Here is a 15,959-nt window from a genome sequence, read left to right on the forward strand (position 1 = left end):
CTACGTAAGGAAATGTATGACCCAACAGAATGAGCAGCAGAGAAACCGCATGTTGAGCCTGTTGCGTGAAGGGGAGCGCCGCATGCTGGTGCAACTGGCCGGTCTGCTGCGTACCAGTGTCGACGAGATCAATGCGGAGCTGGAAAAAGAGGAGCTGTTGTCGGCGTTGGAGCAACCCATCACGGTGGAGTACCTCAACGGCGTGGTGCAGCATCATCTGTTCGAGCGCCTGCACAAGGGGGACATGGTGGCGGCCCAGCGCATGCTGAACCAGTACCAGAGCGACCTCGAAGCCATGATGCGCCAGGAAGCCAGGCAGGACGACACCCCGCCGGAAGAGGTCAAGGCCCAGGCCTGACCCCGCGAGGCCCTCTTCAGCACCATCATGCCATCGCATGATGGTGCCTCGCCCTTACCCCTCGAATCGCTTATCCCAGCGCCTTCTGCACCTGTCCCATGGGAATGGGGAACACCTTGTCGTAGCTCCAGTTGTAGACGAAGGCATAGACCAGGTAGAAGAGCACGAAGCCCATATCCAGCACCAGCGCCTCCAGCAGGCCGATGTCAAGCCACCAGGACATCACCGGCAGGGCCACGATCAGCAGGCCCCCCTCGAACCCCAGGGTATGCAGCACCCGCTGCCACAGCGCCTTGTGGGTGTGGCCCTGATAGCGCAGCAGCAGCTTGTCCACCCCGATGTTGTAGACATAGTTCCAGACGGTGGCGACCACCGAGAAGAACAGGGCCAGGGGGCCCATGTGGTTGAGCCCGACGCCGGTCACCCAGCTGGCCAGCGGAGCGGCGATCAGCAGGCCAATCAATTCGAAGCCGATGGCGTGGCGCAGGCGGTCACGGGTCGTACGCATGGTCTGTCTCTCTCTTTGGTCAGGGAATGGCGGCAATGTATCGCCAAAACCGGATAGATTCACGTTGGTATCTATCGCTAAAATAGATAGATGTGACGACACAACAGCACGGCGGAGCAGGCTCATGACCCCTTCACTGGAACACTTCAAGGCATTGCTGGCGACGGCCGAGACCGGGTCGTTCTCGGCGGCGGCGCGCAGGCTGGGCAAGGCCCAGTCGGTGGTGAGTGCCGCCATCGCCAACCTGGAGATCGATCTCGGCCTTGCGTTGTTCGATCGCAGCGGCCGCTATCCCGTGCTGACCGAGGCGGGTGCCCGCATCTGTCAGGAGGCGGGGGTGCTGCTGGCCCAGAGCGAGCGACTGCAGGCCATCGCCGGCGAACTGGCCAACGGCGTCGAGTCGCGCCTCACCCTGGCCATCGACGATGACTCCCACCTGCCCTGGCTTGGTTCCCTGCTGGAGGAGTTCGCCAGCCGTTACCCGGCGGTGGAGCTGGAGCTGCTGTTCCCGCTGATGGAGGACGTGACCGAGCTGCTCAAGAGCGGCCGTGCCCAGCTCGGCATCAGCTATCAGAAGGCGCACCCCGAGCGGGAGCTGGTCTCCCGCTCCCTGGGGACGGTCACCATGCCCCTGGTGGTCTCTCCGGATCACCCCCTGGCCCACAAGACGCCGTTGAAGGAGAGCGACCTGCAAGGGGCTCGCCAGTTGATGGTGACCGGACGGCGGGAGGGGACGGAGCGCCATCGCTTCCGCCTCTCGGCGCAAGTGTGGTGGGTGGAGGGGGATCTCGGGATCCTGGAGCTGGTGAAACTGGGGCTGGGATGGGCGGCGGTGCCCGAGTTTCTGCTGCACCGGCCCCTGGCGCGGGGGGAGCTGGTGGTGCTCAAGCCGGACTTCATCGCCGAGGCGGAACTGGCGCTGGAGTTGCAGTGGTATCGCGCCCGCCCGCTCGGGCAGGCGGGGCGCTGGCTGCAGGAGGCACTGCTGGCGCGGGTGCCTCGCTAGGGGGATTCAGTCGATCAACGCATAGGGCAGGGGTTGCAAACCGAGGCTGGAGCCCTCTTCCAGCTTGAGGCGGAAACGGGCGTCGGCCTCGGTGTCCTTGGGCAGCACGGCGGTGAGCCACACCTGACCCTGCTGCTGCCAGACGTTGAGCACCAGACCGCTGCGGCGCCAGTTGTCACCGAGCTGGATCTCCAGGGTGTCACCGCTGGCTACCTGCGTTGCGGCAGTGCCGCTCAGCACGAAGAGGGCGCGGTTGTTGGCGCCGCGATACTTGGCGCGAGCCACCGTCTCCTGCCCCATGTAGCAGCCCTTGTTGAAGCTGATGCCATCAAGGGCTTGCAGGTTCAGCATCTGGGGGATGTATTCCCCCTGATGGACCGCTTCCAGATGGGGGAGACCGGCTTTGATTTCCAGCCCCCACCAGAGTCCTTCGTCGCCCACCGGCAGGTTCAGGGCCAGCGGGGATGCGCTCGCCAGCAGCCAGCGGTCCGCCTCCACCCTGACTGCCATGCCGCCCTCCACTAGGCCGGTGCCGGTCAGCGCGAAGTGTTGTGCCATCCAGTCGTCTGTCCCCTGACCGGCCAGTCCGGCCAGGCTGCCCTGAAACTCGCCGATCTCGACCTTGGCAAAGATCGCAAACTTCTTGAGCTCCGGCAGTTGGCGGGCCAGCACCGAGGGCTTGGTCAGCATCAGCAGGCTGTCTTCCAGGCAGAGCAGGCGAAAATCGCTCCACAGCTTGCCCTTGGGATCGCAGTGGCCGCCGAGGGTGCTCTGGCCCGGTTGCAGGGCGTTGACGTCGCAGGTGACCTGACCTTGCAGATACTTGGCGCGATCCGGGCCGCCGAGGCGGGTGATGGCCAGGTTGGTCAGGGAAAACAGGGTCGGCTCGGCAGGAAGAAGAGGGGTCGGCAGGCTCACGATGGGATTCCAGAGACAGAAAGTATGTGACCTGCATGGTAAAGACGTAAGGAATGTTTGTCAGCCGGAAAATCCTGCTGCTACCATTCCCCGGTCTTTGTAAGGAGAGTTCCATGTTGAACCCAAGTGAGAAGTCCCGCCTGAAGTGGGCCTGCCGTCGCGGCATGCTCGAGCTGGATGTGATCTTTATGCCCTTCTTTGAGCACGAGTTCGATGGCCTCGGCGAGGCCGAACAGCGCACCTTCATCCGCCTGCTGGAGTGCGAGGATCCCGAGCTGTTCCGCTGGTGCATGGGTCACGGTGTGCCCGAGGATCCCGCTTTTGCCGCCATGATCCCCCTGATCCTCGAGCGCAACCAGGCCCGTCACGACAGCCTGCGCTGAGCCCGACTCGCGACCGCTACCCCTCATGGCCAGCCTCGCGTCTCCCCAGCGGGCAGTGATGCCCGTGATCGCCTCCCGCCAGCAGCGTCTGCTGCTGTGCATCCTGTTTCTGTTGCTGCTCTTGCCCGTCGCCAGCCTGATCCAGGGCTGGCAATGGGGGCTGTTCATCCCTGTCTGGGGGCTGGGCCTGTGGCGCGCGTTGCGTCGCCATCCGGCGGCGAGCGGCGTGCTCGTCTGGGACGGGGAGTGGCTCGAGTGGCAAGGGGCGCGCCATCGGCTGGATCCCCGCAGTCGCATCCTGCCCGGGGTGCTCTGGTTGCGGCTGAAGACGGTGGAGGGCTCCGAGGGGCAGCTCTGGCTCTTCTCCGATGCCCTGGCCCCTGCACACTACCGCGCCCTGGCCCGCGCCATCCACCTCGCTGTCCGCTAGGAGCGTCTCTCTCTACCTGCCACATCTGCCGCTCATAGCAGATGACCCCGCCTGGGCGGGGTCATCTGGGAGAGGGCATACGCCCGAATCGAACGCAACGGCCTTATTCCTGATCCGGCGTCATTCCCGATCCGGGGTCAGCACGGTCGGCTTGGAGTCCGGCTGCATGTCCGGATAATCCAGGTTGTAGTGCAAACCGCGAGACTCCTTGCGCTCCAGGGCGCAGTTGACGATGAGCTCGGCCACCTGCAACAGGTTGCGCAGCTCCAGCAGGTTGTTGGAGACCCGGAAGTTGGCGTAGTACTCCTGCACCTCCTGCTTGAGCAGATCGATGCGACGCTTGGCCCGGGCCAGGCGCTTGTTGGTGCGCACTATGCCCACGTAGTCCCACATCATCAGCCGCAGCTCGTGCCAGTTGTGCTGGATCACCACCTGCTCGTCCGAGTCATCCACCTGGCTCTCGTCCCAGGCCGGCAGGCTGGGGGGCGCCACGCTGGTGGGCAGCTTGGCCAGGATGTCGGCTCCCGCCTGGTGGGCATAGACCACGCATTCGAGCAGGGAGTTGGAGGCCATGCGATTGGCGCCGTGCAACCCGGTATAGGTCACCTCGCCGATGGCATAGAGGCCGGGGATGTCGGTCTGGCCGTTGTTGTCGATCATCACGCCGCCACAGGTGTAGTGGGCCGCCGGGACGATGGGCATCGCCTCCTTGGTGATGTCGATACCGACCGCGAGGCAGCGCTCATAAATGGTCGGGAAGTGCTTGATGATGAAATCCGCCGGCTTGTGGCTGATGTCCAGATACATGCAATCCGCCCCGAGGCGCTTCATCTCGTGGTCGATGGCGCGGGCGACGATGTCCCGCGGGGCCAGCTCGGCCCGCTCGTCAAACTCCGGCATGAAGCGGCTGCCGTCGGGACGGCGCAGGTAGGCCCCCTCGCCGCGCAGCGCCTCGGTCAGCAGGAAGTTGGGGTCGTCCGGGTGGAACAGGCTGGTGGGGTGGAACTGGTTGAACTCCAGGTTCGCCACCCGGCAGCCGGCGCGCCACGCCATGGCAATGCCGTCGCCGGAGCTCACATCGGGGTTGGAGGTGTACTGGTACACCTTGGAGGCCCCGCCGGTGGCCAGCGCCACGAAGCGGGCGCGGATCACCTCGACCTGCTCGGCGTTGCGATTCCAGACATAGGCTCCCAGTACCTTGTTGCCCGGCAGACCCAGCTTGCGGGTGGTGATGAGATCGACCGCGTTGAAGCGCTCCATCAGCTGGATGTTGGGGTGGGCGCGCACCTGGTCGATCAGGGTGAGCTGCACCGCCTTGCCGGTGGCATCGGCCGCGTGGAAGATGCGGCGATGGCTGTGGCCCCCTTCCCGGGTCAGGTGATAGTGGGATTCCCCCTCGGCATCCTCTTCCTGATCGAAGGGGACCCCTTGCTGAATGAGCCACTGGATGGAGTCGCGGGCGTTGCGGGCGGTGAACTCCACCACCGCCGGGTCGCACAACCCGGCGCCGGCGTTGAGCGTGTCGCTCACGTGGGATTCGATGCTGTCGGTCTCGTCGAACACGGCAGCGATGCCTCCTTGCGCATAGAGAGTGGCCCCCTCACTGATGGGCCCCTTGCTCAGAACCAGGACTTTGGCCTGGTCTGCCAATCGCAACGCGAGGGACAGACCGGCGGCACCGCTGCCAATGATGAGTACGTCGCAAAGGTATTCAACACTTGCTTTCATAAGTATCATTGGCCTGGATTAAGAACTGGCCCCATGGTAGCCCAAGGGGGGTTGTGATGCAGCCCGCATCACATTTTTTTCAATGCAAGCGAACTTTCCCTGATTCCTCCTGTCTGAACTTGTGCGCTTAGAAGGGGCCGGAAAAGAAAAACGATAACCTGATGGGGGTTTTACGGCTCTGATGAGCGACCAGAATCTACTGGACGAACAGCTGGTTGAACGGGTCCAGCGTGGCGATAAAAATGCATTCAACCTGTTGGTACGCAAGTACCAGCACAAGGTGGTCAACCTGGTGGCCAGGTATGTCAACAATCCGGGCGATGTACCGGATGTGGCGCAGGAGGCCTTCATCAAGGCCTACCGTGCGTTGCCGACATTCCGTGGCGAGAGCGCGTTTTACACCTGGTTGTACCGGATTGCCGTCAACACGGCCAAAAACTACCTGACGTCACAGGGGCGCAGACCGCCCAGCAGTGATGTTGAAGCGGACGAGGCTGAATATTATGGTGGTGGTGAAGCCCTGCAAGAGGTGGCCACCCCGGAAAACCTGGCGCTGACCGACGAGATCAAGCGTACCGTGTTTACCGCCATAGAAGCCTTGCCAGAAGATTTGAGAACGGCGATCACCCTTCGTGAAATGGAAGGGCTGAGCTACGAAGAGATTGCGGAGATCATGGATTGTCCGGTGGGTACGGTGAGATCCCGCATCTTCCGGGCGAGGGAAGCAATCGATAAAAAGCTGCAACCTCTGATCGAGCATTAACTGGGGAAAGACAGGCAAACTTATGGCAAATAAAGAGCAACTTTCAGCCCTGATGGATGGCGACCTCAGCGAAATCGAGGTACTGAACGAGCTGGGAACGGATCCCGCTCTGCAGGATACCTGGTCGCGTTACCATCTGATCGGTGATGCCATGCGGGGTGACCTGCCGGTCAATCTGCAACTGGATCTCAGCGACAGCATCATGCTGGCGCTGGAGGATGAACCCGCCATACTGGCGCCCAAGCCGGCACAGCCTGCTGCGCCCCAGGTGCAGCCCGCCGGCAAGGTGATCCCCTTCGTTCGCCGCTTTGGCCAGCAAGTGGGGCAGTATGCCATTGCCGCTTCCGTGGCTGCCGCCGTCATCTTCGGCGTGCAGCAGTACCAGGGCAAGGATGGTGTACCGACCAGTCCGGTGCTCAATACCATACCCGTGGGTGGCAGTGCTGCGCCGGTGAGCGTGCACTATCCCCAGGATGGCAGCCGGACCGGTGTGCGTCAGCAAGGTCTGAGCGAGCAGCAGATGCAGGAGCAGCGCGAGCGCATCAATGCCTTCCTGCGCGACCATCAACTGCAACAGCGTCTGCTGCAAGACAAGCAGATTCAGGAATAACGCATTTTTAGGGATCAGATCGTGCGCCAGTCCAGCCGTATCCTGCTGGCCTCTCTCCTGTTGATTTGTGCCAAGGCCTCGGCCGACGATCTGTCGGCCGAGGCCTTGTTGCAGCAGATGCAGAGTGCCGTTTCGCAACAAAACTTCGAATTGTCCATGGTCAAGGCCCGCCAGGGGCGCCTCGAGCCTATCCGTTTCAGCCACGGGATCATCGATGGCAAGGAGGTGGCTCACTTGAGCTATCTCGACGGCAAGGCCGTGGAGTTCCTGCAACGGCAGAACGAATACACCTTCTTCGAAAACACCCATGAACCCTACACCCTCAAGGGGGCGCGTTTCCCCGGGGTCTGGTCGAGCCTGGTGAGGATGCCGCTGCCCCGGGTGATGGAGAGTTATGACCCCGTGCTGGCGGGCCGCAGTCGGGTGGCCGGCCTGGTGGCACAAGTGGTACGGCTGGTGCCCAAGGAGGCGGACAAGTACGGCTTCGTGCTCTGGATTGACGAACAGAGCCATCTGCTGCTGCGGGTGGACATGGTGGATCGAGAGGGCAATCTGGTGGAGCAGGTGCTGGGGGTGGATCTGGACAGGCAATCTGCGCCGGCCCCCTGGCTGGTCACCCTGGCACGCAGCAAGCTGCCGGATGCGCTGGCGCTGGAAGATGCCTATCCCGCTCCCCAGCAGACCCTCAACTGGCACCTGACCTGGTTGCCCGATGGCTTCAAGGTGCTCTCTCAGGATCGGCATCAGCTGGTCAGCACCAGTCTGCCGGTGGATTACATGATGCTCTCCGACGGGCTGGTGGATCTCTCCGTCTACGTTTCCCGGGTCGATCCCAAGCAGGCGGTGCGCCAGCAGTTGATTCGCCAGGGGGCCACCTCGCTGGTGAGCTTCGTCAACGAGGTCGGGGTAGAGATCACCGTGGTGGGCGAGGTGCCCGCCGAAACCGCCAAGCGCATCGCCGAGGCCGTGCAGCCGCTGGCCCGCAACGAGGCGGTGCAGTGAGTCTTTGCCGTGAGACTTGCCCTGAGGGTGCCGCCGTGCTGAGATCCGGTGTATCCACCGCCCCCTGTGAGGAGTCATCAGGTGAGTAACATGAGTGAAGAGCTGGCCACAGTAGTGGCCATCGACGGCAATCACGCCTGGGTGGAGTGCGAGCGGCGATCCGCCTGCAGCGGTTGCCACCAACAATCCAGCTGCGGGACCGGCACCGTCGCCAAGGCCTTTCCCATGAAGGCGCAGCGGCTGCGGGTCGCCCTCACCGGCGATGTGGCGGTGGGCCAGCAGATCCGCCTGGGCATCCCTCAGGCCAGCATCCTGCGCGGTGCGGCCCTAGTGTACGTGCTGCCGCTCTTCTGTCTGCTGCTGGGCGCCCTGCTCGGCCAGCTCTGGCTGGTGCCGCTCTTGTCGGCGGGAGAGGGGGTGACCATCCTCTGCTGTCTGCTGGGCGGCGCCATCGGATTTTTACTGGTTCGTTACTTTTCTGACCGGCTCGAGCAGGGGGAATACGGTCCCCGCATGCTCGGGGTGGTGCTCAATACCCGTCATCTCTCTTGAGGGGCCGGGTCTGGCGGAGGGCATCCAGGTGCCCAACGCCCGCCAGACAAGGCGCTATTTGTGGGGCCCGCCGACTAAAGATTGGCCGTCGACCGGGTTATCCAGTAAAATCCTGCCCTCATATCCGACCCTAACTTAATTTTGAGTGATTCTTGCTCGATGAAACACATTCGTAACTTTTCGATTATTGCGCACATCGACCACGGTAAGTCGACCCTGTCGGACCGTCTGATCCAGACTTGCGGCGGCCTGTCCGATCGCGAGATGCAGGCCCAGGTGCTGGACTCCATGGATCTGGAGCGCGAGCGCGGCATTACCATCAAGGCACAGAGTGTGACCCTGAACTACCAGGCACAAGACGGTAACACCTATCAGCTGAACTTTATCGACACCCCGGGCCACGTGGATTTCTCCTACGAGGTTTCTCGCTCCCTGGCTGCCTGTGAAGGGGCACTGCTGGTGGTGGATGCCGGTCAGGGGGTTGAGGCACAGACTCTGGCCAACTGCTACACCGCCATGGAAATGGATCTGGAAGTGGTGCCGGTGCTGAACAAGATTGACCTGCCGGCCGCAGAGCCCGAGCGGGTTGCCGAGGAGATCGAGGACATCGTCGGCATCGACGCGGTGGACGCGGTGCGCTGCTCCGCCAAGACCGGCCTCGGTGTCGATCTGGTGCTGGAAGAGATCGTCGCCAAGATCCCGTCTCCGGAAGGGGATCCGGAGGCGCCGCTGCAGGCGCTGATCATCGACTCCTGGTTCGACTCCTATCTCGGGGTCGTGTCGCTCGTGCGGATCAAGAACGGTTCCCTGAAGAAGAACGACAAGATCAAGGTGATGAGCACCGGCCAGGTGTGGGGTGTGGATCGCATCGGTATCTTCACCCCCAAGCAGGTGGACACCGACGGCCTGGGTTGTGGCGAGGTAGGTTGGGTCGTCTGCGGCATCAAGGACATCCACGGTGCGCCAGTGGGGGATACCCTGACCCTGGCCAAGCACGGTGCCGAGAAGGCGCTGGCCGGCTTCAAGAAGGTGAAGCCCCAGGTCTATGCGGGCCTGTTCCCCATCTCCAGCGATGACTACGAGTCCTTCCGCGATGCGCTGGAGAAGCTCTCTCTCAACGATGCCTCCCTGTTCTACGAACCGGAGAGCTCCACGGCGCTGGGCTTCGGCTTCCGCTGCGGCTTCCTCGGGATGCTGCACATGGAGATCATCCAGGAGCGTCTGGAGCGTGAATACGATCTGGATCTCATCACCACCGCGCCGACCGTGGTCTACGAGATCGAGCTGAACGATGGCTCCACCATCCACATCGACAGCCCGGCCCAGATGCCCGCCATCAACAACATCAAGGAGATGCGCGAGCCCATCGCCGAGTGTCACATCCTGCTGCCGCAGGAGTACATGGGCAACGTCATCACCCTCTGCATCGAGAAGCGCGGTGTACAGACCAACATGGTCTACCACGGCAAGCAGGTGGCGCTGACCTACGAGATCCCGATGGCGGAAGTGGTGCTCGACTTCTTCGACCGTCTGAAGTCCACCAGTCGCGGCTACGCCTCCCTGGACTACGGCTTCAAGCGTTTCGAAACCTCCGACATGGTCCGTCTGGACATCATGATCAACGGCGAGCGGGTCGACGCCCTGGCCATCATCACCCACAAGGAGAACGCCCAGTATCGCGGTCGCCAGGTGGTGGAGAAGATGCGCGAGCTGATCCCGCGCCAGATGTTCGACATCGCCATTCAGGCCGCCATCGGCAACCAGATCATCGCCCGCAGCACCGTCAAGGCATTGCGTAAAGACGTCACCGCCAAGTGCTACGGTGGTGACGTGAGCCGGAAGAAGAAGCTCTTGAACAAGCAGAAAGAAGGCAAGAAGCGGATGAAGTCCCTGGGTCGTGTGGACGTGCCGCAAGAGGCCTTCCTCGCCATTCTCCACGTCGGAAAGGATTAATCGATGGCAAGCACCTTTTCCCTGATCCTCGTCGTCGTCACCCTGCTGACCGGCATCATCTGGACGCTCGACAAGCTGGTCTGGGCCAAGCAGCGGGCAGCCAAGATTGCCGCCGCCCGTGCCAATGCCGGTCCGGATGTGGACGAGAAGACACTGGCCAAGGTGGCCCCCATGCCGGTCTGGATCGAACAGACCGGCGGGGTTTTCCCGGTGATCGCGCTGGTGCTGATCCTGCGCTCCTTCATCTTCGAGCCATTCCAGATCCCGTCCGGCTCCATGATGCCGACCCTGCTGGTGGGCGACTTCATCCTGGTGGAGAAGTTTGCCTACGGCCTCAAGGACCCGGTGACCAACACCAAGTTCCTCGAGACCGGTGAGCCGAAGCGCGGTGATGTGGTGGTCTTCAAGTATCCGCTGGATACCCGGGTGGACTACATCAAGCGGGTGGTCGGCATGCCCGGCGATCGGGTCATCTATCGCAACAAGGAGCTGATGATCCGGCCCAAGTGCGATGAGCAGGAAGGGAAAACGTGCCCCGGCTTCCAGAAGCTGGACGTCAAGTTCGAGCAGCGCGGCGAGTTCAGCCAGATGGGGATCCCGCTGGATCGCTACACCGAACAGCTGGGTGATGTCTCCCACGAGACCTTGCGCAACCCGCTGATGCCGGACCTGGTGGACCGCTACTATCGCCAGCCCGGCACCTACCCCGACGAGTGGGTGGTGCCGGAAGGCCACTATTTCGTGATGGGTGACAACCGCGACAACAGCACCGACAGCCGTTTCTGGGGTTTCGTGCCCGAGCAGAACCTGGTGGGCAAGGCGGTCGCCATCTGGATCAGTTTCGAATTCGAGCGCGAGGAAGGATCCAGCTTGCCGAGCTGGGTGCCGACCGGTGTGCGCTTCAACCGCATTGGCGGAATCAAGTAAATGAATATCAAGATGAACAGACTGCAGTCCCGTCTCGGGCATGTCTTTCAGGATCCTGAGCTGCTGACCCGGGCACTGACCCATCGCAGCGCAGGGTCCCGTCACAACGAGCGCCTGGAATTTCTGGGGGACTCCATCCTGAGTTTGGTGATTGCCGATGATCTCTTCCACCGCTTCCCGCAGGCGGCGGAAGGGGATCTCAGCCGGATGCGCGCCACCCTGGTGCGCGAGAAGACGCTGGCCGAGCTGGGCCGGGAATTCGACCTCGGGGATCACCTGATCCTGGGGCCGGGGGAGCTGAAAAGCGGCGGTTTTCGCCGCGAGTCCATCCTGGCCGACACGGTCGAGGCGGTGATCGGCGCCATCTATCTGGACACGGATTTGGAGCGGGTGCGCAGCCTCCTGCTCGGCTGGTATGCCAGCCGCCTTGGCGAGATCAAGCCCGGGATCGAACAGAAGGATCCCAAGACCCGTCTGCAAGAGATCCTGCAGGGCAGCCGTAAATCCCTGCCGACCTACACGGTGACCAACGTCAAGGGCGAGGCCCACAACCAGGAGTTCACCGTCCAGTGCGAAGTGGATGGGCTGGATGGCCCCCTGGTCGGGATCGGCTCCAGCCGCCGCAAGGCCGAACAGGCCGCGGCGCAGCAAGCACTGGAACGGCTGTCATGAGCACCATGACGGATCCGGCACTGTGCGCTCATTTCACTCCATCAGCATTGGGAACGCGGTCATGACAGATACCACCTATTGCGGCTTTGTCGCCATCGTGGGCCGCCCCAACGTGGGCAAGTCCACCCTGCTCAACAAGTTGCTCGGCCAGAAGGTCAGCATCACCTCGAAGAAGCCCCAGACTACCCGTCACCGGATCCTGGGGATCGACACCGAGGAGAACCATCAGACCATCTATGTGGATACCCCGGGTCTGCACATCGAGGAGAAGCGGGCCATCAACCGTCTGATGAACCGCGCCGCCACCAGTTCCCTGGGGGACGTGGCCATGGTGGTGTTCGTGGTGGACGGCACCCACTGGACCAAGGATGACGAGATGGTGCTGGGCAAGCTGCGCCACCTCAAGTGCCCCGTGGTGCTGGCGGTCAACAAGATCGACAACGTCAAGGAGAAAGAGGATCTGCTGCCGCACCTCGAGTGGCTGGGTCAGCAGATGAACTTTGCCCACATCCTGCCCATCAGCGCCGAGAAGGGCACCAACGTGGAGAAGATCCGCGAGTGGGCCAAGGATCTGCTGCCGGAGAACGTCCACTTCTTCCCGGAAGATTACGTGACCGACCGCTCTTCCCGCTTCATGGCCTCCGAGATCATCCGCGAGAAGCTGATGCGCTTCACCGGCGAGGAGCTGCCCTATTCGGTGACGGTGGAGATCGAGCGCTTCAAGGTGGAGGAGACCGGTCTCTACCACATCCACGGGCTCATCCTGGTGGAGCGCGAAGGCCAGAAAAAGATGGTCATCGGCAACAAGGGCGAGAAGATCAAGACCATCGGCACAGAGGCGCGCATCGACATGGAACGGCTGTTCCAGAACAAGGTGCATCTCGAGCTGTGGGTCAAGGTCAAGTCCGGCTGGGCCGACGACGAGCGGGCCCTGCGCAGCCTCGGGTATGGCGACGACTGATTGCTGACCCCGGCTTTCGTCATCCACAGTCGGCCCTATCGGGAGACCAGCCAGCTGGTCGAGGTCTTCACCCAGGATAGCGGTCGATTCACCCTTGTGGCTCGCGGTTCCCGCGGGCCACGCTCCTCTCTGAAGGGGCTGCTTCAGCCCTTCACCCTGCTCACCATTGCCTGGCGCGGCAAGGGGGATCTCAAGAACCTCACCCAGGTGGAGTGCCCGGATCACTCGTTGCGCCTCGGGGGGGATCGTCTCTTCTACGGCCTCTATCTCAACGAGCTGGTCTACTACCTGCTGGAAGCGCACACCCCCTTCCCCGAGGTGTTCGACGCCTATGCCCGTGCCATCATGGCCCTGGCGGACGGCGAGACCCCGGAGCTGCCCCTGCGCCGCTTCGAGTTCCTGCTGCTGCAGGCCCTGGGCTACGCGGTGGACTTCGAATATGCCGCGGACGACGACTCCCCCATCGACCCCACCCTGCTCTACGGCTTCGAGCGGGAGCTCGGCTTTGTCGCTTGCGAGCGGGCGCCGGATCCCCGTACCCTGTTCCTCGGCGCCCACCTGCTGGCCTTCGCCGAGGGGCGTTTCGACACGCCTCCCTTGCTGCAGGCGGCCAAGCGTTTCAGCCGGCTGGCGCTGCAGCCCTATCTCGGCAAGCGTCAACTGAAGAGCAGGGAGCTCTTTTTGAAGCGAAAAGGCAGTGTTTCAAGCTGATTTTTATTATCTGGTGATGTTTTGTGTTTATGACATCGCCTTTCATGAACAATAATGCTGTCGCCGTGGCCAGAACCGGCCTGCGGCGGCACATGGACAGAGGAGCGGGCACCACCCGCTCCGGCATTCACAGATGACCTGTATCAAGGAGTAAGCAATGAGCGAGATCTACCTGGGTGTGAACATCGACCATATCGCCACCCTGCGCAACGCCCGCGGCACCCAGTATCCGGATCCGGTACAGGCCGCCTTCGTGGCCGAGCAGGCCGGTGCCGATGGCATCACGGTCCACCTGCGGGAAGATCGCCGCCACATCACCGACCGGGACGTGGAGATCCTGCGCCAGACCATCCAGACCAGGATGAACCTGGAGATGGCGGTGACCGAGGAGATGATCGGCATCGCCTGCCGCATCAAGCCCCACTTCGTCTGCCTGGTGCCGGAGAAGCGCACCGAGGTGACGACCGAGGGTGGCCTGGACGTGGCGGGCCAGCTGGACAAGGTGACCGATGCTGTGACCCGCCTGGCCGCCGTGGGCGCGCAGGTGTCGCTCTTCATCGATGCGGATCCGCTGCAGATCGATGCGGCCGCCGCGAGCGGTGCTCCCTTCATCGAGATCCACACCGGCCGCTACGCCGATGCCACCACGGATGCCGAGCGCAACGCCGAGTTCAAGCGTATCGCCGCCGGTGCTTCCTACGCCGCTGGCAAGGGCTTGAAGGTCAATGCGGGCCACGGCCTGCACTACCACAACGTCAAGGCTATCGCCGCCATCCCCGAGCTCTATGAGCTCAACATCGGTCACGCCATCATCGGTCGCGCCGCCTTCGACGGTCTGGCCAAGGCGGTCAGCGACATGCGTGCGCTGATGCAGGAAGCCCGTCAGGGGATCTGATGCCGCTGCGCAGGTATCGCAACCACAAGGGACGCTTCGGCGTCCCTTGTGGTTTTCAGGAGTGGAGGGCGGGATGAACCCCGTGCTCATCTGGCATGGGGCCGGGCATCCGTGTGCAGAGGGCGAAAGGGAAGGGGCGCCTCAGCCTGGTTCCGGGAAGTAGCGCTCCAGCAGGGCGGTGAGGATGGCCTGGCACTCGGCATCCGGCTCGCCGGTGACCAGGGCAGGGCGAAAGTGAAGCTGGAAGGCGCGCAGGACGGCGCGGCTCTGCTCATCCCAGGCGCCGTGCTGGGGTAGGCCGTAGCCGTAACGGGCAAGCTGCTGCTGCCATTGCAGCGCATCCCAGGGGATGAGCTGCGTCTGGCGCAGCTCGGCCACCCGGGCCTCGTCGGGCCAGGCGCCGACACCGTAGCGCAGGGCGAGCTCGCGCCAGGGGAACCGGGGGCCGGGATCCTGCTTGCGCTCGGGGGCGACATCGCTGTGGGCCAGCACCTGGGTGGGGGGGATCTGGTAGCGTTCGACCAGATCCCGGGCGAGGGCGCCGAGGGCGGCGATCTGGGCAGGAGGATAGGGTTGCCAGTGTCTCAGATGGGCGGGCAGGGCCGCGTCTTTCTCGTCATACCCGAGATTCACTATCTCGATACCGAGCGAACTGGCGTTGAGCCCGGCGTAGTGATGCCAGCGACTGCGTCCGGCGTGCCAGGCCCGCTGGCTGTCGGGCACCAGCTGGTAGACCGGGAACGGTTGCTCGTCGGTGTCGCGGGGGATCAGGTAGTGGGCGCTCACCTTGTGCTCCGGTTCGGTCAGCAGGCGCAGGGAGCGGGCATCCTCTTCATCCGTGTAGTGCAGGATGAGAAAGGCGATGCGTTCGTTCTGGCTGGCGCTCTGATGCTCCTGATTGAGACGATAGGGCGCAGGCTGGCAGGCGCCGAGCAGCAGGATGAGGGGCAGTGACCAGCGCCAGCGCGCCGCGAACCGGCACGCGCCGCCGCTCGTCGGGCGTGGAGCCAGCAGGCGGCGCCAGCTCATGGTCTAGCCTCGCACCTGGCCGGAGGCGGTCATCAGGGCCCGGGCCTGTATTTGGCGGTGAGGCCAATCAGGAAGTTGCGCAGGATCTGATCCCCGCAATCCTGATAGTGCTTGTGATCCCTGGCGCGGAACAGGGCGCTCAGCTCGGACTTGGAGAGGTTGAAGTTCGCGAGCTTGAGGGTGCCCAGCATCTCCTCTTCCTTGTAGTTGAGGCCGATGCGCAGCTTGCGCAGGATCAGGTTGTTGTTGATCCGGTTCGGGATCACCTGGGGCGGGGCATCTTCCCGCACACCGCGGCGCAGGGCGATGAAGCCGTCGAGGAACTGGCTCAGTGCCGAGTCCGGGCAGGCGGCGAAGCCCGCTTCCTGTGCCTCGCCCTCTTCGGCCTCTTTCATCAGCCAGCCGTGCAACTGGGCATGGGTGATGGCCAGATTGCCCTTGGCAAAGATCTCGACCATCTGGTCGTTACTGATGCTGAGGGCATAGCGCAGGCGGCGCAGAATATCGTTGTTGGTCATGTTGACTCCTGTGGAAACGGCGCAGATGTTACCAC

General features: G+C 63.1%; 19 protein-coding genes. 14 read left to right on the plus strand and 5 right to left on the minus strand.

Features of this window, described 5'->3' with window-relative positions; all coding sequences use genetic code 11:
* Positions 1-16: 16 nt before the first annotated feature.
* The gene (locus tag AB5Y93_RS20590; RefSeq protein ID WP_162726114.1) at positions 17-358 is read left to right on the plus strand and encodes a hypothetical protein; all 342 of its coding nucleotides are present in this window, start codon (positions 17-19) and stop codon (positions 356-358) included.
* Between the two features lie 70 nt (positions 359-428).
* Here the strand turns inward: AB5Y93_RS20590 and AB5Y93_RS20595 are convergent, their stop codons facing one another.
* On the minus strand, positions 429-866 hold the full coding sequence (locus AB5Y93_RS20595) for a PACE efflux transporter (RefSeq protein ID WP_039040541.1): 438 nt from the start codon (positions 864-866) through the stop codon (positions 429-431).
* 124 nt (positions 867-990) lie between these two features.
* Here AB5Y93_RS20595 and AB5Y93_RS20600 point away from each other — a divergent pair, with 124 nt between their 5' ends.
* Positions 991-1,872 carry a LysR family transcriptional regulator gene (locus AB5Y93_RS20600; protein ID WP_010675650.1) on the plus strand — a complete coding sequence of 294 codons (882 nt, stop codon included), beginning with the start codon at positions 991-993 and terminating at the stop codon, positions 1,870-1,872.
* Positions 1,873-1,878: 6 nt separating this feature from the next.
* On the opposite strand, the gene ygfZ is transcribed toward AB5Y93_RS20600, so the two are convergent.
* Positions 1,879-2,790: a tRNA-modifying protein YgfZ gene (ygfZ, locus tag AB5Y93_RS20605; protein ID WP_069651891.1), complete on the minus strand. Its 912-nt coding sequence runs from the start codon at positions 2,788-2,790 to the stop codon at positions 1,879-1,881.
* Positions 2,791-2,903: 113 nt separating this feature from the next.
* Here ygfZ and AB5Y93_RS20610 point away from each other — a divergent pair, with 113 nt between their 5' ends.
* Positions 2,904-3,173: a succinate dehydrogenase assembly factor 2 gene (locus AB5Y93_RS20610; protein WP_010675648.1), complete on the plus strand. Its 270-nt coding sequence runs from the start codon at positions 2,904-2,906 to the stop codon at positions 3,171-3,173.
* Positions 3,174-3,231: 58 nt separating this feature from the next.
* The gene (locus AB5Y93_RS20615) at positions 3,232-3,603 is read left to right on the plus strand and encodes a protein YgfX (RefSeq protein ID WP_368230400.1); all 372 of its coding nucleotides are present in this window, start codon (positions 3,232-3,234) and stop codon (positions 3,601-3,603) included.
* 120 nt (positions 3,604-3,723) lie between these two features.
* Here the strand turns inward: AB5Y93_RS20615 and nadB are convergent, their stop codons facing one another.
* Positions 3,724-5,331: an L-aspartate oxidase gene (gene nadB / locus AB5Y93_RS20620; RefSeq protein ID WP_048208412.1), complete on the minus strand. Its 1,608-nt coding sequence runs from the start codon at positions 5,329-5,331 to the stop codon at positions 3,724-3,726.
* A gap of 181 nt (positions 5,332-5,512) precedes the next feature.
* Between nadB and rpoE the strand changes: the two genes are divergently transcribed.
* From rpoE to pdxJ, 10 genes are all read left to right on the plus strand, one after another.
* The gene (gene rpoE / locus AB5Y93_RS20625) at positions 5,513-6,094 is read left to right on the plus strand and encodes an RNA polymerase sigma factor RpoE (RefSeq protein WP_010675645.1); all 582 of its coding nucleotides are present in this window, start codon (positions 5,513-5,515) and stop codon (positions 6,092-6,094) included.
* Positions 6,095-6,116: 22 nt separating this feature from the next.
* Positions 6,117-6,704: a sigma-E factor negative regulatory protein gene (locus AB5Y93_RS20630; protein ID WP_041211670.1), complete on the plus strand. Its 588-nt coding sequence runs from the start codon at positions 6,117-6,119 to the stop codon at positions 6,702-6,704.
* Positions 6,705-6,725: 21 nt separating this feature from the next.
* Positions 6,726-7,706: a MucB/RseB C-terminal domain-containing protein gene (locus tag AB5Y93_RS20635; RefSeq protein WP_010675643.1), complete on the plus strand. Its 981-nt coding sequence runs from the start codon at positions 6,726-6,728 to the stop codon at positions 7,704-7,706.
* A 90-nt stretch (positions 7,707-7,796) separates the two neighbouring features.
* Positions 7,797-8,258 carry a SoxR reducing system RseC family protein gene (locus AB5Y93_RS20640; RefSeq protein ID WP_039040538.1) on the plus strand — a complete coding sequence of 154 codons (462 nt, stop codon included), beginning with the start codon at positions 7,797-7,799 and terminating at the stop codon, positions 8,256-8,258.
* Between the two features lie 159 nt (positions 8,259-8,417).
* Positions 8,418-10,211 (plus strand): translation elongation factor 4, encoded by a 1,794-nt coding sequence (gene lepA / locus AB5Y93_RS20645; RefSeq protein WP_010675641.1) that lies wholly within the window; start codon positions 8,418-8,420, stop codon positions 10,209-10,211.
* A gap of 3 nt (positions 10,212-10,214) precedes the next feature.
* A complete protein-coding gene (gene lepB, locus AB5Y93_RS20650; protein WP_010675640.1) occupies positions 10,215-11,138 on the plus strand; it encodes a signal peptidase I in 924 nt (307 codons plus the stop codon).
* Positions 11,139-11,810 carry a ribonuclease III gene (gene rnc / locus AB5Y93_RS20655; protein WP_010675639.1) on the plus strand — a complete coding sequence of 224 codons (672 nt, stop codon included), beginning with the start codon at positions 11,139-11,141 and terminating at the stop codon, positions 11,808-11,810. It abuts the gene before it with no gap.
* 61 nt (positions 11,811-11,871) lie between these two features.
* The gene (gene era, locus AB5Y93_RS20660; RefSeq protein ID WP_041211854.1) at positions 11,872-12,771 is read left to right on the plus strand and encodes a GTPase Era; all 900 of its coding nucleotides are present in this window, start codon (positions 11,872-11,874) and stop codon (positions 12,769-12,771) included.
* On the plus strand, positions 12,772-13,482 hold the full coding sequence (recO, locus tag AB5Y93_RS20665; protein ID WP_039040537.1) for a DNA repair protein RecO: 711 nt from the start codon (positions 12,772-12,774) through the stop codon (positions 13,480-13,482).
* Positions 13,483-13,639: 157 nt separating this feature from the next.
* Complete coding sequence (pdxJ, locus tag AB5Y93_RS20670) at positions 13,640-14,377, plus strand: pyridoxine 5'-phosphate synthase (RefSeq protein ID WP_010675636.1); 738 nt, start codon at positions 13,640-13,642, stop codon at positions 14,375-14,377.
* 141 nt (positions 14,378-14,518) lie between these two features.
* On the opposite strand, the gene AB5Y93_RS20675 is transcribed toward pdxJ, so the two are convergent.
* Together AB5Y93_RS20675 and AB5Y93_RS20680 are read right to left on the minus strand one after the other, a co-directional pair.
* Positions 14,519-15,406: an N-acetylmuramoyl-L-alanine amidase gene (locus tag AB5Y93_RS20675; protein WP_346199060.1), complete on the minus strand. Its 888-nt coding sequence runs from the start codon at positions 15,404-15,406 to the stop codon at positions 14,519-14,521.
* Between the two features lie 32 nt (positions 15,407-15,438).
* Positions 15,439-15,924, minus strand: coding sequence for a DUF1456 family protein (locus tag AB5Y93_RS20680; protein WP_010675634.1), 486 nt, complete (start codon positions 15,922-15,924; stop codon positions 15,439-15,441).
* Positions 15,925-15,959: the final 35 nt, after the last annotated feature.

The organism is Aeromonas sp. R10-1, from assembly GCF_040908465.1.
Classification (GTDB): Bacteria; Pseudomonadota; Gammaproteobacteria; order Enterobacterales; family Aeromonadaceae; genus Aeromonas; species Aeromonas caviae.

What these genes read in the sequence shown, in the direction of transcription:
- AB5Y93_RS20615 (WP_368230400.1), top strand. Translation starts at nt 3,232, where the DNA reads ATGCCCGTGATCGCCTCCCGCCAGCAGCGTCTGCTGCTGTGCATCCTG.
- AB5Y93_RS20595 (WP_039040541.1), bottom strand. Translation starts at nt 866, where the DNA reads ATGCGTACGACCCGTGACCGCCTGCGCCACGCCATCGGCTTCGAATTG.
- AB5Y93_RS20640 (WP_039040538.1), top strand. Translation starts at nt 7,797, where the DNA reads ATGAGTGAAGAGCTGGCCACAGTAGTGGCCATCGACGGCAATCACGCC.
- rpoE (WP_010675645.1), top strand. Translation starts at nt 5,513, where the DNA reads ATGAGCGACCAGAATCTACTGGACGAACAGCTGGTTGAACGGGTCCAG.
- AB5Y93_RS20680 (WP_010675634.1), bottom strand. Translation starts at nt 15,924, where the DNA reads ATGACCAACAACGATATTCTGCGCCGCCTGCGCTATGCCCTCAGCATC.
- AB5Y93_RS20610 (WP_010675648.1), top strand. Translation starts at nt 2,904, where the DNA reads ATGTTGAACCCAAGTGAGAAGTCCCGCCTGAAGTGGGCCTGCCGTCGC.
- lepA (WP_010675641.1), top strand. Translation starts at nt 8,418, where the DNA reads ATGAAACACATTCGTAACTTTTCGATTATTGCGCACATCGACCACGGT.
- rnc (WP_010675639.1), top strand. Translation starts at nt 11,139, where the DNA reads ATGAATATCAAGATGAACAGACTGCAGTCCCGTCTCGGGCATGTCTTT.
- AB5Y93_RS20630 (WP_041211670.1), top strand. Translation starts at nt 6,117, where the DNA reads ATGGCAAATAAAGAGCAACTTTCAGCCCTGATGGATGGCGACCTCAGC.
- AB5Y93_RS20675 (WP_346199060.1), bottom strand. Translation starts at nt 15,406, where the DNA reads ATGAGCTGGCGCCGCCTGCTGGCTCCACGCCCGACGAGCGGCGGCGCG.
- AB5Y93_RS20600 (WP_010675650.1), top strand. Translation starts at nt 991, where the DNA reads ATGACCCCTTCACTGGAACACTTCAAGGCATTGCTGGCGACGGCCGAG.
- pdxJ (WP_010675636.1), top strand. Translation starts at nt 13,640, where the DNA reads ATGAGCGAGATCTACCTGGGTGTGAACATCGACCATATCGCCACCCTG.
- lepB (WP_010675640.1), top strand. Translation starts at nt 10,215, where the DNA reads ATGGCAAGCACCTTTTCCCTGATCCTCGTCGTCGTCACCCTGCTGACC.
- era (WP_041211854.1), top strand. Translation starts at nt 11,872, where the DNA reads ATGACAGATACCACCTATTGCGGCTTTGTCGCCATCGTGGGCCGCCCC.
- AB5Y93_RS20590 (WP_162726114.1), top strand. Translation starts at nt 17, where the DNA reads ATGACCCAACAGAATGAGCAGCAGAGAAACCGCATGTTGAGCCTGTTG.
- nadB (WP_048208412.1), bottom strand. Translation starts at nt 5,331, where the DNA reads ATGAAAGCAAGTGTTGAATACCTTTGCGACGTACTCATCATTGGCAGC.